The sequence below is a fragment of the Stenotrophomonas sp. LARHCG68 genome (assembly GCF_052871705.1).
The window spans coordinates 55135-70667 of the sequence record NZ_JBIXJV010000007.1; the positions used below are offsets into that span (position 1 = coordinate 55135).

The following is a 15533-nucleotide window of genomic DNA, read 5'->3' on the forward strand; positions in this document are numbered from 1 at the left end:
CAAAACCTATTGATGCGATGCATCCAATTCATTTGTTTTATTAGTTTTTGCCTATTAGTCTTCTTTCCGACGCTTCACCCCCGCCCCTTCAACCAAGAGGAAGTTCCATGTCCCTGATCAACACCCAGGTCCAGCCGTTCAAGGCCAACGCTTACCACAACGGCAAGTTCATCGAAGTCACCGAGGCCTCGCTGAAGGGCAAGTGGTCCGTCCTGATCTTCATGCCGGCAGCGTTCACCTTCAACTGCCCGACCGAGATCGAAGACGCCGCCGAGCATTACGCCGAGTTCCAGAAGGCCGGCGCCGAGGTCTACATCGTCACCACCGACACCCACTTCTCGCACAAGGTGTGGCACGAAACCTCGCCGGCCGTCGGCAAGGCCCAGTTCCCGCTGGTCGGCGACCCGACCCACCAGCTGACCAACGCCTTCGGCGTGCACATTCCGGAAGAAGGCCTGGCCCTGCGTGGCACCTTCGTGATCAACCCGGAAGGCGTGATCAAGACCCTGGAGATCCACTCCAACGAGATCGCCCGTGACGTGTCCGAGACCCTGCGCAAGCTGAAGGCCGCCCAGTTCACCGCCGCCAACCCGAACCAGGTCTGCCCGGCCAAGTGGAAGGAAGGCGAGAAGACCCTGACCCCGTCGCTGGACCTGGTCGGCAAGATCTAAGCCGCAACACGCCGGTGGGGATGCGCCAGGCCTCTGGCCCATCTCCCCGGCACTCCCACCCCGCCTCGCGGCGGGCGTGGGGGTGAACCGCAGCGTGTTGATGCCAGCCAGCATCACGCAAGCAAGCCCGACAGCCCGCTGCGGTTCACCCCTACTTTTCCGGCGCGTTGCCCAGGCAACCGCGTCCTCCCCCCGTTTTGCCTCGTTCAAGGAGTTGCGCCGTGCTTGACGACACCCTCAAGACCCAGTTGCAGCAGTACATGGGCCTGCTGCGCCAACCGTTGCGCCTGATCGCCTCGCTCGATGACAGCGCCGCCGCCCAGGAAATGCGTGGCCTGCTGGACGACATCGTCGCCGCCGGCAACGGCAAGATCACCCTGGACGCCTCCGGCACCGACGCCCGTCGCCCCTCGTTCGTGGTTGCCCGCGAAGGCCAGGACCATGGCGTGCGTTTCGCCGGCCTGCCGCTGGGCCACGAATTCGAATCGCTGGTGCTGACCCTGCTGTGGACCGGTGGCCATCCGCCGAAGGTCGCCGAGGAGGTGCTGGACAGCATCAAGGCGATCCATGGCACGTTCGACTTCGACGTCTACATGTCGCTGACCTGCCACAACTGCCCGGACGTGGTGCAGGCGCTGGCGCTGATGGCCATCGTCAACCCGAACATCCGCACCACCGTGATCGAAGGCGGCGCCTTCCAGCAGGAAGTGGAGCAGCGCCAGGTGATGGCCGTGCCGATGGTGTTCCAGGGTGGCCAGATGTTCGACTCCGGGCGCATGAGCCTGGAGCAGATCATCGCCAAGCTCGACACCGGCGCCGCCACCCGCGATGCCGAGAAGATCAACGCCAAGGACGCGTTCGACGTACTGGTGGTTGGCGGTGGCCCGGCCGGTTCGGCCGCGGCGATCTATGCCGCCCGCAAGGGCATCCGCACCGGCGTGGCCGCCGAGCGTTTCGGTGGCCAGGTGCTGGACACCATGGCCATCGAGAACTTCATCTCGGTGCAGCACACCGAGGGCCCGAAGCTGGCCAGCGCGCTGGAAGCCCACGTGCGTGAGTACGAGGTGGACATCATGAACCTCCAGCGCGCCACCGAACTGGTGCCGGCCGGTGCCGATGGCTTGGTCGAAGTGAAGCTGGAGAACGGTGCCTCGCTGAAGTCCAGGACGGTGATCCTGTCCACCGGCGCACGCTGGCGGCAGATGAACGTCCCGGGCGAGGACGCGTACCGCAACAAGGGCGTGGCCTACTGCCCGCACTGCGACGGCCCGCTGTTCAAGGGCAAGCGCGTGGCGGTGATCGGCGGCGGCAACTCCGGCGTCGAGGCGGCCATCGACCTGGCCGGCATCGTCAGCCACGTCACCGTGTTCGAGTTCGACAGCAAGCTGCGCGCTGACCAGGTGCTGCAGGCCAAGCTCAACAGCCTGCCCAACGTGAAGGTGGTGCTCAACGCACAGACCACCGAGGTGCTGGGCGACGGCCAGAAGGTCAACGGGCTGGTCTACACCGACCGCGTCGGTGGCGATTCGCACCGCGTCGAGCTGGAAGGCATCTTCGTGCAGATCGGCCTGCTGCCGAACACCGAGTGGCTGCGTGGCACGGTGGAACTGAGCAACCGCGGCGAGATCGTCATCGACGACCGCGGCCAGACCAACGTGCCGGGCGTGTTCGCTGCCGGTGACTGCACCACGGTGCCGTACAAGCAGATCATCATCGCCATGGGCGCCGGCTCGACCGCCGCGCTGAGCGCGTTCGACCACCTGATCCGTACCCCGGCCCCGGCGGTTGCCAAGGCCGAAGTGGCTGAAACCGCCTGATTTTCAGGCGTCTGCCCGAACAGGAGCGAGGGGAACACTGCCCTTCGCTCCTGTTGCCGTTGCGTCCATTGACCGGAGTCCGCCATGAACCTGCGTGACCTGAAGTACCTGGTGGCACTGGCCGAGCACAAGCACTTCGGCCGCGCGGCGGCGGCGTGTTTCGTCAGCCAGCCGACGCTGTCCACCCAGATCAAGAAGCTGGAAGAGGAGCTGGGCGTGCCGCTGGTCGAGCGTGCGCCGCGCAAGGTGATGCTGACCCCGGCCGGGCGCGAGGCCGCGATGCGCGCACGCGGCATCGTCGCCGAGGTCGAGCAGATGAAGGAGGCCGCGCGCCGCAGCCGCGACCCGGAAGCCGGCACGGTGCGGCTGGGCATCTTCCCCACGCTCGGCCCCTACCTGCTGCCGCACGTGGTGCCGGCGATCCGCCAGCGTTTCCCGCAGCTGGAGATGCTGCTGGTCGAGGAAAAGAGCGACGTGCTGATGGCACAGCTGCGCAATGGCCAGCTCGACGCCGCGCTGCTGGCGTTGCCGGTCAACGATGAGCAGCTGCACACCGAGTTCCTGTTCGAGGAACCGTTCGTGCTGGCCGCGCCGGAAGGCCACCCGCTGGCCGCGCACGACACGCTGCGGCTGGACGACCTGTCCGACCAGCGCCTGCTGCTGCTGCAGGACGGCCATTGCCTGCGCGACCAGGCGCTGGATGTCTGCCACCTGGCCGGCGCCCTGGAGAAGTCCGAATTCCAAGCCACCAGCCTGGAAACCCTGCGGCAGATGGTGGCCGCCAACGTCGGCGTCACGCTGTTGCCGATGCTCGCGGTCAAGCCGCCGGTGGCGCGCTCGGAGAACATCCAGCTGGTGCCCTTCCAGGGCGACCCCCAGCCCAACCGGCGCATCGCCATGGTCTGGCGGCGCAGCTCGGCGATGGGCGCCTTCCTGGAGCAGTTCGCGCAGTTGTTCAAGCAACTGCCGGCGGGGTTGTTGCGGTTGCACTGAGGGCTGGGGCTTTACCCCTCGCCCCCCCTCCCCTGCGCGATGCGCGAGGGAGGGGGCGGAAGCGGCGTTGGCTGCAATCTGAAGGACCCCGCGGAACCGCTCCCTCCCTTTGGCGCAGCCAAGGGGAGAGTTGGGGAGGGGTACAGCCCCAACCCGCAATCTGAACAGTCCCCCGCCCCACATTGCATCCCGGCCGTGGCGGCCCCATCATCCTGAAAGGGTCGCAAGCGACCCCTGACATCTGCACAATAGTGCCCGGGCGGCGCCGGCAAGGCGTCGCCTTTTGCTTGCATTTTTTCTTCATTAGATAAGGAACATCCCATGACCAGCCACAGCGGTCTCCCGCCATCGATCATCGTTTCCACCCGCGACATGGCCCGCCTCGAGGCCCTGCTCGACTCCCCGGCCCTGAGCCGGCACCCGGCCGCCGTCGCCCTCTCGCAGGAGCTTGAACGCGCCCAGGTGTTGCCGCCGGAGGAAATCCCGGCCGGTATCGTCACCATGCACTCCCGCGTGGACTGCGAAGACGAACTGCACGACGAAAAGCATTCCCTGACCCTGGTCTATCCGCACGAGGCGGATTTCGACAAGGGCCGCGTGTCCGTGCTGGCACCGGTTGGCAGCGCCCTGCTGGGCCTGTCGGTCGGCCAGACCATCGACTGGACCGCCCCCGGTGGCCGCCAGCTGCGCCTGCGCGTGATCGCCGTCCACTACCAGCCCGAAGCTGCGGGCGATTTCCACCGCTGAGCGCCTCGCGCCGGCCTGTACCAGGAACCTGCAATGACCCAGCCCCGCTCCAAGCTCGCCCAGCTGCGTGAACTGTCCGTCGTCGTCGCCGATACCGGTGACTACGAGGCCATCAAGCGCCTGCGTCCGGTGGACTGCACCACCAACCCGACCCTGGTGAAGAAAGCCCTCGACCTGCCGGTCTATGCCGCGTTGATCGAGCGCGAGCTGCAGTGGGGCCGCAACCAGCCCGGCGACGTGCAGGACGTGGCCAAGGCCGTGGTCGACCGCCTGACCGTGGGCGTGGGCACGATGCTGGCCGAGCTGGTGCCCGGCCGCGTCTCCACCGAAGTGGACGCCGACCAGGCGCATGACACCGCCGCCACCATCGCCAAGGCGCGCGAGTTCATCGCCATGTACGAAGCGGCCGGCGTGCCGCGTAGCAAGGTGCTGATCAAGATCGCCGCCACCTGGGCCGGCGTGGAGGCGGCGCGCGTGCTGCAGGCCGAAGGCATCGACTGCAACCTGACCCTGATCTTCAACCCGACCCAGGCGCTGGCCTGCTCGGAAGCCGGTGCGTTCCTGATCTCGCCGTTCGTCGGCCGCATCCTGGACTGGTACGTGGCCAACGGCCAGGCGCCGGCCAGCATCGACGAAGACCCGGGCGTGCAGTTCGTGCGCGGCGTGTACGCCGAGTTCAAGCGCCGTGGCTCGCCGACGGTGGTGATGGGTGCCTCGTTCCGCTCGACCGCGCAGATCGAAGCGCTGGCCGGCTGCGACCGCCTGACCATCTCGCCGGACCTGCTGGAGAAGCTGGACGCCGACAGCGGCGAGCTGCCGCGCAAGCTGGTGGCCGGTGCGGCCGAAGCCGTCAACGTGGCCGCCATCGACGAAGCCAAGTTCGACGCCGACCTGGCTGCCGACCCGATGGCCACCGAGAAGCTGGCCACCGGCATCGACGCGTTCGCCAAGGACCTGCAGACGCTGCGCCAGCGCATTGCCGACGAACTGGCGAAGTAAGCAGACCCACACGTAGTACCAGCAAACCTCCCTTCTCCCCTGCAGGGGAGAAGGTGCCCCGAAGGGGCGGATGAGGGCGTTCTTGCGTTGCCGTAACGCTGGCGTGCTTCAAAGCGCCCTCACCCCAACCCCTCTCCCGTATACGGGAGAGGGGCTTGAGCAGAAAGCCAGGGCACGCAATGCCCGAGAACCGCCCTTCTCCCGCCTGCGGGAGAAGGTGCCCCGAAGGGGCGGATGAGGGCGTTTTTGCGTTGCCGTAGCGTTTACGTGCTTTCAAAGCGCCCTCACCCCAACCCCTCTCCCGCCATGCGGGAGAGGGGCTTGAGCAAAGAAGCTAGAACACGCCCAGCTCCAGGCCCGCCGCCAGCAACGCACCGAGCTCGCGGCCACGCGCCAGCGCAGAGGCCGGCACCTGCTTGGCCGCCAGAATCGCCTCCGCCGTCTGTGCCTGCGTACACACCAGCACCGGCTCGGCCACTTCCTTCAGGCGCAGCCCCAGCGCTATCCGCCGCAACTGCGCGATCGTTGGCTGCCCGTCCGAACCGGCACACACCAGCAGCGCATACGGCTTGCCTTCGCAGCGCCCCAGCAACGGGTAATAGCTGCGGTCGAAGAAGTCCTTCATCGCCCCGCTCATCGAGGCCAGCGTCTCCGGCGTGGCGAACACCACCGCATCGGCCGCCAGCACATCCGCCGCGCCGGCTTCGGCCGCACGCACCGCACTCACGTCCACGGCATCATCCGTCGCCGCGCGTGCGCCTTCCAGCAACGCACCGACCATGGCCTCGGTCGCACCGGTGAAGCTGTGCCACACCACCAGCAGACGCCGCGGCGTGGCCCCCATCGCTCAGACGTCCAGCCCGATCGGGCAGCTCACGCCGGTGCCACCGATGCCGCAATAGCCGTTCGGGTTCTTGGCCAGGTATTGCTGGTGGTAGTCCTCGGCGTAGAAGAACGCCGGTGCCGGATAGGCGATCTCGGTGGTGATCGGCCCGTAGCCGGCCGCTTCCAGCTGCTGCTGGTAGGCCGCGCGGCTGGCGATGGCCGCGTCGTACTGCGCCTGCGTGTGGCAGTAGATCGCCGAGCGGTACTGGGTGCCGGTGTCGTTGCCCTGGCGCATGCCCTGGGTAGGGTCGTGGTTCTCCCAGAACGTGCGCAGCACGGTCTCCAGGGGCACCTGTGCGGGGTCGAACACGACACGCACGACCTCGGTGTGGCCCGTGAGCCCGGAGCAGACCTCCTCGTAGGTCGGGTTGGGGGTGAGCCCGCCCTGGTAGCCCACTGCGGTGGTCACCACGCCCGGCAGCTGCCAGAACTTGCGCTCGGCACCCCAGAAGCAGCCCAGGCCCACGTCCAGCACCTGCAACCCGGCCAGATCGCCCTGCAACGGCTGGCCGTTGACGAAATGCACGTTGTGCAGCGGCAGCGGGGCCTCACGCCCCGGCAACGCCTCTTCCGGGCGCGGCAGGCGCTGCTTGAATGCACCGATACCCAGCAAACCTTGGCCGATTCCCAACATGGTCAGTTCCTCAGGCCGGGAGCAGTCCCGGCGCCTCATCTGCATCGGAAATGGGGTCGCCCGGGCCCTCGTCCAAGGCCAGTGCGGCCACGATGTCCTCGGCCTGCGGCTGGGCCGAATCCGGCACGCAGACGCGCAGCAGGCCGAACAGCGGCAGTTCGCCGCCGGCGCCCAGCAGCGACTCGCCGAACACGAACGCCGGGATGCCGGCGTCCTCCAGCGCGTGCTTGACCAGATGGGCGTCGAACAGGTTGTTGGTCTGGTAGATCTGCTGCATCAGTGTTCTCCCTTCACAGCGGCACGCGCAGTGCATCGGTGGCGGCCAGTCGCTCGGTTTCCGCCGCGCCGGCCTGGCGCCATTCGCGCAGCGCAGGCAAGGCCAGCAACGCGCGATGGTACGGTTCCGCACCGCCATCCACGGGCACCCCGTAGCCATCGAAACGTACCGCCACCGGTGCAAACATCGCATCAACGATGCCGAACTGCCCGGACAGGAAGTCACCGCCGGTACCGTAGGTCCCACGCAGTTCGGCCCACAGCGCGCAGATCCGGCCGATGTCGGCCTGGGCCGCGGCATCCCAGCGGTAGCCGTCCGGCTGCCGCCGGCTGTTCATTGGCAACTGGGTGCGCAAGGCGGTGAAACCTGAATGCATCTCGGCCGCCGCCGCCCGCGCCACGGCCCGCTGGGCCCGGTCGGACGGCCAACCACGCCCGTCCAGCCAACGCTCGTTGGCGTACTCGCAGATGGCCAGCGAGTCCCACACGTGCAGGCCGCCGTCACGCAGGGCCGGTACCTTGCCGGTCGGCGAGTGATGCAGGGCCTGGCGGGTGAAATCCGGGCTGTCCAGCGCCAGCCGCACCTCGTCGAAGGCCACGCCGAAATGGCGCAGCAGCAGCCACGGGCGCAGCGACCAGGACGAGTAGTTCTTGTTGCCTATCACCAGAACGGGGCGGTCCATCGTTACGGTCCACGGGGCGGGAACCCCCAGCATAGCCCCGTCCCGGCAGCCGAGGCCGGGCTCGGCTAAACTTGCGGCTTATTTCAATACGTTGCGTCCCCCATGTCCGAGAACACGCCTGCCGCCGGTGCCACGCCGGAGAACGCTCCCGCCGAGAAGCGCGACTTCATCCGCCAGATCGTCCGCGAGGACCTGGCCAGCGGCAAGCACACGGCCATCAAGACCCGCTTCCCGCCCGAGCCCAACGGCTACCTGCACATCGGCCATGCCAAGTCGATCTGCCTGAACTTCGGCATCGCCGGCGAGTTCAGCGGCGTGTGCAACCTGCGCTTCGACGACACCAACCCGGCCAAGGAAGACCCCGAGTACGTCAACGCCATCCAGGACGACGTGCGCTGGCTGGGCTTCGAGTGGAACGAGCTGCGCCATGCCTCGGACTACTTCGATGCCTACTACCTGGCCGCGCAGAAGCTGATCCGCGACGGCAAGGCCTATGTCTGCGACCTGTCGGCCGAGGAAGTGCGCGCCTACCGTGGCAGCCTCACCGAACCGGGCCGCCCGTCGCCGTACCGCGAGCGCAGCGTCGAGGAGAACCTGGACCTGTTCGCGCGCATGCGTGCCGGCGAGTTCCCCGATGGCGCCCGCACCCTGCGCGCCAAGATCGACATGGCCAGCGGCAACATCAACCTGCGCGACCCGGCGATCTACCGCATCAAGCACGTCGAGCACCAGAACACCGGCGATGCCTGGCCGATCTACCCGATGTACGACTTCGCCCATGCGCTGGGCGATTCGCTGGAAGGCATCACCCATTCGCTGTGCACGCTGGAGTTCGAGGACCACCGCCCGCTGTACGACTGGTGCGTGGACAACGTCGACTTCGCCCACGACAACGCGCTGACCCAGCCGCTGGTCGACAAGGGCCTGCCGCGTGAAGCCGCCAAGCCGCGCCAGATCGAGTTCTCGCGCCTGAACATCAACTACACGGTGATGAGCAAGCGCAAGCTGATGGCGCTGGTCACCGAGCAACTGGTCGACGGCTGGGACGACCCGCGCATGCCGACCCTGCAGGGCCTGCGCCGCCGCGGCTACACCCCGGCGGCGATGCGCCTGTTCGCCGAACGCGTGGGCATCTCCAAGCAGAACTCGATGATCGACTTCAGCGTGCTGGAAGGCGCGCTGCGCGAGGACCTGGACAGTGCCGCCGCACGCCGCATGGCGGTGATCGATCCGGTCAAGCTGGTGCTCACCAACCTGCCCGAAGGCCATGAAGAAACCCTGACCTTCAGCAACCATCCGAAGGACGAAAGCTTCGGCACCCGCGAAGTACCGTTCGCACGCGAGCTGTGGATCGAACGCGAGGATTTCGCCGAAGTCCCGCCGAAGGGCTGGAAGCGGCTGGTACCGGGCGGCGAAGTGCGCCTGCGCGGCGCCGGCATCGCCCGCGTCGATGAGGTGGTGAAGAACGACGCCGGTCAGATCGTCGAGCTGCGCGGCTGGCTGGACCCGGAATCGCGTCCGGGCATGGAAGGCGCCAACCGCAAGGTCAAGGGCACCATCCACTGGGTCAGCGCCCGGCACGCGGTGGAAGCGGAAGTGCGCCTGTATGACCGCTTGTTCTCGGTCGCCGACCCGGACGATGAATCCGAAGGCAAGACCTACCGCGATTACCTCAACCCGGAATCGCGCAAGGTCGTCACCGGCTATGTCGAGCCGGCCGCCGCCACTGCCGCACCCGAGCAGGCCTTCCAGTTCGAGCGTACCGGCTACTTCGTCGCCGACCGCCGCGACCACACGGCCGGCAAGCCGGTGTTCAACCGCAGCGTGACCCTGCGCGATACCTGGGCGGGCTGATCCAACGCCGCTGCAATGAAAACGCCGGGCAATGCCCGGCGTTCTTGCTTTCCCCTCCTGGCCGTCGCTGGCTGCACGCTACCGCTGCACGTCGACAGCCTGCGGCTGACCTGCGGGTTCCACGCTGCTGCGCCAGGCATCCAGGAACTGCCGCCGCTTGAGCGCGTCCAGGTACACCAGCAGGCCCGGCCCCAACTGGATCGGCCGGCGGTTGCGGCCGGGCGTGCCATCGCGCCCGGCCGCACCCACGATCGGCATCAGCCGCGCCTCGCGTGAGAGCACCAGCTGTCCGCGCGGGGACAGCAGGTAATCCAGGAAGCTGCGTGCCTCGGCCGGGTTGCGGCTGCTGCGCGGGATCATCGCCGTGCGCAGCACCACCAGCGTGTAGTCCTCCGGCTCGACGATACCCAGCGGCGCACCGGCATCGATGCGTGCCTGCGCATACGACCCCAGCACGTTGTAGGCCAGCGACAATTCGCCGCTGCTGACCTTGTCCAGCAGCACGCCGGTGCGCTCCTCGCGGACCACCGCGTTGTCCCCCAGCGCCCCCAGCAAGGCGCCGGCGATGCTGCCGCGATGCGCGTCCTGGGTGGCCAGCAGGTACCCCACGCTGCTGCGTTCGATGTCATAGGTACCGACCTTGCCGCGCAACGGCGCGCCTTCACCGCGCAGCAGCGCCAGCAGCTGGCGGCGGGTATGCGGGATACGTGCCGGCGGCAGCGCGCGGGTGTTGTAGACGATGGTCACCGGCTCGTAGCTGATGCCATAGGCTTCGTGCCGCCACTGCGCCCAGGCCGGCACCGCGTCGGTCCACACCGACTGGTGCGGCAGCGCATGACCGTCATTGACCAGTTGCGTCTGCAGGTCCATGCCGCTGGAAATCAACAGGTCCGGCCCGTTCGGGCCCTTGCCGGTGCGCAGGAAACGCGCATGCAGGTCCTGGGTGATGATGTCCTCGTAGATCACCTCGGTGCCCGGATGCAGTCGCTGGTAGTCGGCGATCACCCGCGCGAACACCTCGATATCGGTGGTGCCGTGGATGCGCAGCTGTGCGGTGGCCGCGCCCTTGGCCGGGAAGCGTTGCACATCCCCCGGCGCGGCCCGGGCCGGCAGCACCAACAGGCAGCACAACATCATGATCAACAGGGACTTCATGCATTGCTCCTGGGCAGGCGCAGGGTGGCGACCAGGCCGCCTTCCGGCCGGTTGGCCAGATCGATCCTGCCGCCATGGCTGTCGATCACCCGCTTGACGATGGCCAGGCCCAGCCCGGCGCCGCCGGCCGGCGCGTGCTCGCCGCGGCCAAAGCGCTCGAACACCCGCTCGGCGTCGGCGGCCGCGATGCCCGGGCCGTGGTCGGCGATGGTCAGCACCGCATCGGTCGCCTCCACGGTCAACGCAATCTGCAGCGCGCCGGCACCGCCGTACTTCACCGCGTTGTCGATCAGGTTCTTGATGGCCTCGCGCAGCAGCAGGGCGTCACCGTTGACCGACACCGCCGCATTGGTCATCGCCAGCTGCACCCGCGGCACCGGGCCGGCCTGCGGCGAGGCCTCGTGCAGGGCCTGGTGCACGACGTCGGCCAGGTCCACCGTGGCGAAGCTGCGCAGGTGCGAACGGTGGATCACACTGGCATCGCTGAGCAGCTGGTTGAGCAGACGGCTCATGTGGGTGGCGTTGCGCTCGATCGCCTGCAGGCTGCGCCGCATCTCCTGCGGGTCGTCCTCGTCCAGCGCCAGCTGCGCCTGCGCGCGCAAGGCGGCCAAGGGCGTGCGCATCTGGTGCGCGGCGTCGGCCATGAACGCACGCAGGGTCTCGTTGCTGCTGGACAGGCGCTCCATGAAATGATTCAGCGCACCGACCATCTGGTCCATCTCGCGTGGCACCCGCGCGTCCAGCGGCTTCAGGTCCGACGGCTCGCGCCGCGACAACTCGCGCTCCACCCGCACCAGCGGGCGGAACGCACGGTGCACACCGAACGCGACCAGCGCCAGGGCAAGTGCCGACAGCACCCCGATCGCCAGCAGCGCGCGGTTGACCATCTCCTGTGCCAGCGCCTCGCGGGCACGGCGGGTCTGCCCCACCTGCACCTCCACTTCGCCCTGCGCCGAGGCGGCGGCAAAGCTGCGCGCGACCACCACGAAGCGCACCGTCTCGCCGCTGTAGGCGGCATCGAACAGCTGCGGCCGGCCATCGGCGAGCTGCGGCGATGCCGGCAGGTCCGGGTAGCCGGTGATCAGCGCGCCACGGCTATCGGCGATGCGATAGAACACGCGGTCCTCCTCGGCCATCGACAGCAGGTCCAGCGCTGCATACGGCAGGTCCACCTGCCATTGCCCGTCCACCAGCGCCACCGAATCGGCGATGGACAGCGCCGAGGACACCAACAGGTGGTCATAGGAGCGGTTGGCGGCGCGCTGCCCGTACTCGCGCGCGGCGAACAGCAACACCACCGCGAACACCGCCAGCAGGCCGCCGAGGTACAGCAGCAGCGTGCGCCGCAGCGAACCCGGCGCGCGCTCCTCAGTCATCGCCATCCACCGCGCCCTCGCCGGGCTCCAGCAGGTAGCCCACGCCACGCACGGTGGTGATGCGTAACGGCGCGCCGGCCAGCTTGCGGCGCAGGCGACCGATGTACAGCTCGATCGCATTGGGCCCGGCCTCGTCATCAAAACCGAACAGGCCATTGCCGATCTCGTCCTTGCTCACCACCTGCCCGAGCCGCCCGACCAGGATCTCCAGCAGGCGGTACTCGCGGTTCGGCAACTCGATCGGCTCGCCATCGACGCTGACGCGATGGGCCGCATTGTCGAACTGGAAGCTGCCCACCTGCACCACCTCGCTGGCATTGCCGCGGGCACGACGCAACAGCACCCGGCAGCGCGCCTCGAACTCGCGGAAATCAAACGGCTTGCCGAGGTAGTCATCGGCGCCCACGTCCAGGGCCTGCACGCGGTCCTCGATGCCATCGCGCGCGGTCAGCATCAGCACCGGGGTGCTGTCGCCGCGCTCGCGCATGCCGGCCAGCACGCGCAGGCCGTCGAGCTTGGGCAGGCCGATGTCCAGCACCACCAGGTCGAAACTCTGGTAGCGCAGCACGCTGGCCGCGCCCAGGCCGTCGGACTGCCAGTCCACCGCATGCCCGCTGCGGCGCATGCGACGGATGATCGCATCGGCCAGGTCCGGGTTGTCTTCGACCAGCAACAGGCGCATGGGCAGGAGCAGCAGGAAGGTGCGGGCATGCTAACGCGCCGCCCCCCGTCCACGCAGCAGGAATGCCACCGCGCTGCGCCGCACAAGGCGCTGACAGGCGGATGACAGCTTGGCCGCACCAGACTCTGGTCCAACGCACCATCCGGTGCCCACGCCGCGCGCCTGGCGCGCAACCTGGGAGGGTTTGTGGCAAACAACAACACGTGGCGGCAACGCGCCGCCGTGCTGGCGCTGGCTGCCTGCACGGCACCGGCCCTGGCCGCCGACGGCGAGGACGACGGCCCGGTCACCGCCACGCTCGGCGGCCGCCTGCACCTGGACTTCGCCAGCTTCGACAACGACGCGCGCGGCACCCCGAACAAGGACGACACCGAGGTCCGTCGCGCATGGGTCGACGTATCCGGCCGCTTCTTCGCGGTCGACTACAAGCTGGAAGCCGATTTCTCCGGCGACCGCGTCGAGGCCAAGGACGTCTACGTCAGCCGCGGCTTCGGCAATGCTGGCAAGCTCACCGTGGGCCAGTTCAAGCAGTACTACTCGCTGGACGACCGCACCAGTTCCAACTACGGACCGCTGCTGGAGCGTGGCAATGCCGCCACCACGCTGGCGCCGCTGTATCGACTGGGCGCGTCGTGGCAGGCCAACCCGGGCGATTTCACCTGGGCGGCCAGCATCTACAGCCTGGAGAGCATCGACGCCTGGCAGGTGAAGGGCCGTGCGGCCGGTGGCCGCGTCACCTGGGCCCCGGCGCCGCAGGCAGGCGATGTGTTGCACCTGGGCCTGTCGCTGGCGCGCGAAGCCTATGACAATCCCGGTGCCAACGGCGTGCCGGCGCTGCGCATCCGTCCGCGCCCGGCCGGCCACCTGTCCGATGAAAGCCGCTTGACCCTGGTCAGCTTCGCCGACGGCCGCGACACCGACGTCGACAAATGGTCGCTGGAGTATGCGCAGGTGCGCGGCTCCTGGTCGTGGCAGGGCGAATTCAGCGGCGCCACCTTCGATGACGGTGCGCAACGCGGCAACGTGATGGCCGGCTACGGCCTGGTCAGCTGGTTCGTCACCGGCGAGACCCGCGCGTATGACCGCAAGACCGGCCGTTTCGCGCGCATCAAGGACATCCACCACACCGCCGGCGCGTTCGAGCTGGCCCTGCGCTACGACCAGATGCGCGGCGCGCAGCATCTGGACGGCCAGCCCGACCTGCGCCGCGGCAGCACCGAGGCATGGACGCTGGGCGGCAACTGGTACCTGCGCGACAACCTGCGCTTCATGCTCAACCTGATCGAAAGCCGCAACCGCGACCGCCTGGCTGGCGCTACCGTCGACCGCACCCGCGCGGTCACCGGCCGGCTGCAGTTCGACTTCTGATCCCCTTTCCCACGTCCTGACCCTTAGGAGTCTGCAGATGATGCTGACCATCCTCGGCTTCGGCATGGTGCTCACGTTCATGTACCTCATCATGAGCAAGCGCCTGTCGCCGCTGGTAGCCCTGATCACCGTCCCCATCGTATTCGCCCTGATCGGCGGCTTCGGCCACGGGCTGGACGAGATGATGCTCGAGGGCATCAAGAAGATCGCGCCCACCGGCGTGATGCTGATGTTCGCCATCCTGTACTTCGGGGTGATGATCGATGCCGGCCTGTTCGACCCGCTGGTGCGGATCATCCTGCGCGTGGTCAAGGGCGACCCCTTGAAGATCGTGATGGGCACGGCGGTGCTGGCGATGCTGATCTCGCTCGACGGCGACGGCTCGACCACCTACATGATCACCGTCTCGGCGATGCTGCCGCTGTACCGGCGGCTGGGCATGAACGCGCTGAACATGACCTGCGTGACCATCCTCGCCGGCGGCGTGATGAACCTCACCCCCTGGGGCGGGCCGACCGCACGTGCGGCCACCGCCCTGCACGTGGACCCGGCCGACGTGTTCGTGCCGATGATCCCGTCGATGGTGCTGGCCTGCGCCGGCATCCTCGCGCTGGCCTGGTACCTGGGCATCAGCGAGCGTCGCCGCCTGGGCGTGATCAGCCTGCCGGAGGGCGGCAACTGGATGGACACCAGCGTCTCGGACGACGGCGATGCCCTGCCGACCGTGGAGGATGCCGAGGACACCAAGCGCCCGCGCCTGCTGTGGGTCAACTTCGCGCTGACGCTGGCGCTGATGGCCGCGCTGGTGATCGGGCTGTTGCCGATGCCGGTGTTGTTCATGGTCGGCTTCGCCATCGCGCTGGTGATCAACTACCCGAACCTGGCCGAGCAGCGCCGTCGCGTGGTCAACCATGCCGGCAACGTGCTGTCGGTGGTGTCGCTGATCTTCGCCGCGGGCATCTTCACCGGCATCCTCTCCAACACCGGCATGGTCGAGGCGATGTCACGCAGCTTCCTGGCGGTGATCCCCGACGCCTGGGGTCCGTACCTGGCGGTGATCACCGGGCTGGCATCGATGCCGTTCACCTTCTTCATGTCCAACGACGCCTTCTACTTCGGCGTGCTGCCGATCCTGTCCGAAGCGGCCGGCCACTACGGCATCACCCCGGTGGAGATGGCCCGTGCCTCGCTGGCCGGCCAGCCGGTGCACCTGCTCAGCCCGTTGGTGCCGTCCACCTACCTGCTGGTGGGCCTTGCCAAGGTCGATTTCGCCGACCACCAGAAGTTCACCCTGAAGTGGGCGGTGCTGATCTCGTTGGTGCTGATGATCGGCAGCCTGCTGCTGGGCCTGTACCCGCTGGCCGCCTGATCGGCCCCCTGCCCTCGAAACGGA

15 protein-coding genes are annotated in these 15533 nt (G+C 68.0%); 8 read left to right on the forward strand and 7 right to left on the reverse strand.

The window, feature by feature from the left end:
* The first annotated feature begins 107 nt into the window (after positions 1 to 107).
* From ahpC to ACIPR8_RS17835, 5 genes are all read left to right on the forward strand, one after another.
* On the forward strand, positions 108 to 671 hold the full coding sequence (gene ahpC / locus ACIPR8_RS17815) for an alkyl hydroperoxide reductase subunit C (protein ID WP_132864922.1): 564 nt from the start codon (positions 108 to 110) through the stop codon (positions 669 to 671).
* 221 nt (positions 672 to 892) lie between these two features.
* On the forward strand, positions 893 to 2488 hold the full coding sequence (ahpF, locus tag ACIPR8_RS17820; protein WP_446541885.1) for an alkyl hydroperoxide reductase subunit F: 1596 nt from the start codon (positions 893 to 895) through the stop codon (positions 2486 to 2488).
* An 84-nt stretch (positions 2489 to 2572) separates the two neighbouring features.
* Complete coding sequence (locus ACIPR8_RS17825) at positions 2573 to 3481, forward strand: LysR substrate-binding domain-containing protein (protein WP_132864924.1); 909 nt, start codon at positions 2573 to 2575, stop codon at positions 3479 to 3481.
* Between the two features lie 321 nt (positions 3482 to 3802).
* Entirely contained in the window at positions 3803 to 4228 is a 426-nt protein-coding gene (gene rnk / locus ACIPR8_RS17830) for a nucleoside diphosphate kinase regulator (RefSeq protein ID WP_132864925.1), read from the forward strand.
* A 33-nt stretch (positions 4229 to 4261) separates the two neighbouring features.
* Complete coding sequence (locus tag ACIPR8_RS17835; protein WP_446541886.1) at positions 4262 to 5227, forward strand: transaldolase; 966 nt, start codon at positions 4262 to 4264, stop codon at positions 5225 to 5227.
* A 334-nt stretch (positions 5228 to 5561) separates the two neighbouring features.
* Here ACIPR8_RS17835 and ACIPR8_RS17840 read toward each other — a convergent pair whose 3' ends face one another.
* Genes ACIPR8_RS17840 through ACIPR8_RS17855 form a run of 4 tightly spaced genes read right to left on the reverse strand, consistent with a single transcriptional unit; the run spans position 5562 to position 7705 of the window.
* Positions 5562 to 6071, reverse strand: a complete 510-nt coding sequence (locus tag ACIPR8_RS17840) for a flavodoxin family protein (RefSeq protein WP_446541887.1) — start codon at positions 6069 to 6071, stop codon at positions 5562 to 5564.
* A 3-nt stretch (positions 6072 to 6074) separates the two neighbouring features.
* Entirely contained in the window at positions 6075 to 6725 is a 651-nt protein-coding gene (msrA, locus tag ACIPR8_RS17845; protein ID WP_446541958.1) for a peptide-methionine (S)-S-oxide reductase MsrA, read from the reverse strand.
* 31 nt (positions 6726 to 6756) lie between these two features.
* Positions 6757 to 7023 carry a putative signal transducing protein gene (locus ACIPR8_RS17850; protein WP_192286636.1) on the reverse strand — a complete coding sequence of 89 codons (267 nt, stop codon included), beginning with the start codon at positions 7021 to 7023 and terminating at the stop codon, positions 6757 to 6759.
* 13 nt (positions 7024 to 7036) lie between these two features.
* On the reverse strand, positions 7037 to 7705 hold the full coding sequence (locus tag ACIPR8_RS17855) for a glutathione S-transferase family protein (RefSeq protein WP_446541888.1): 669 nt from the start codon (positions 7703 to 7705) through the stop codon (positions 7037 to 7039).
* 102 nt (positions 7706 to 7807) lie between these two features.
* Here ACIPR8_RS17855 and ACIPR8_RS17860 point away from each other — a divergent pair, with 102 nt between their 5' ends.
* Positions 7808 to 9559 carry a glutamine--tRNA ligase/YqeY domain fusion protein gene (locus ACIPR8_RS17860; protein ID WP_446541889.1) on the forward strand — a complete coding sequence of 584 codons (1752 nt, stop codon included), beginning with the start codon at positions 7808 to 7810 and terminating at the stop codon, positions 9557 to 9559.
* Between the two features lie 78 nt (positions 9560 to 9637).
* Here the strand turns inward: ACIPR8_RS17860 and ACIPR8_RS17865 are convergent, their stop codons facing one another.
* Genes ACIPR8_RS17865 through ACIPR8_RS17875 form a run of 3 tightly spaced genes read right to left on the reverse strand, consistent with a single transcriptional unit; the run spans position 9638 to position 12772 of the window.
* A complete protein-coding gene (locus tag ACIPR8_RS17865; RefSeq protein WP_446541890.1) occupies positions 9638 to 10714 on the reverse strand; it encodes an ABC transporter substrate-binding protein in 1077 nt (358 codons plus the stop codon).
* Complete coding sequence (locus tag ACIPR8_RS17870; RefSeq protein ID WP_446541891.1) at positions 10711 to 12096, reverse strand: sensor histidine kinase N-terminal domain-containing protein; 1386 nt, start codon at positions 12094 to 12096, stop codon at positions 10711 to 10713. The genes ACIPR8_RS17865 and ACIPR8_RS17870 overlap by 4 nt, the downstream gene beginning before the upstream one ends.
* Positions 12083 to 12772, reverse strand: coding sequence for a response regulator transcription factor (locus ACIPR8_RS17875; RefSeq protein ID WP_132864932.1), 690 nt, complete (start codon positions 12770 to 12772; stop codon positions 12083 to 12085). Before ACIPR8_RS17875 ends, ACIPR8_RS17870 begins: the two co-directional genes overlap by 14 nt.
* Before the next feature lie 222 nt (positions 12773 to 12994).
* Between ACIPR8_RS17875 and ACIPR8_RS17880 the strand changes: the two genes are divergently transcribed.
* Together ACIPR8_RS17880 and ACIPR8_RS17885 are read left to right on the forward strand one after the other, a co-directional pair.
* Complete coding sequence (locus ACIPR8_RS17880) at positions 12995 to 14140, forward strand: OprO/OprP family phosphate-selective porin (protein ID WP_446541959.1); 1146 nt, start codon at positions 12995 to 12997, stop codon at positions 14138 to 14140.
* A gap of 31 nt (positions 14141 to 14171) precedes the next feature.
* A complete protein-coding gene (locus ACIPR8_RS17885) occupies positions 14172 to 15509 on the forward strand; it encodes a CitMHS family transporter (RefSeq protein WP_446541960.1) in 1338 nt (445 codons plus the stop codon).
* Positions 15510 to 15533 lie beyond the last annotated feature (24 nt).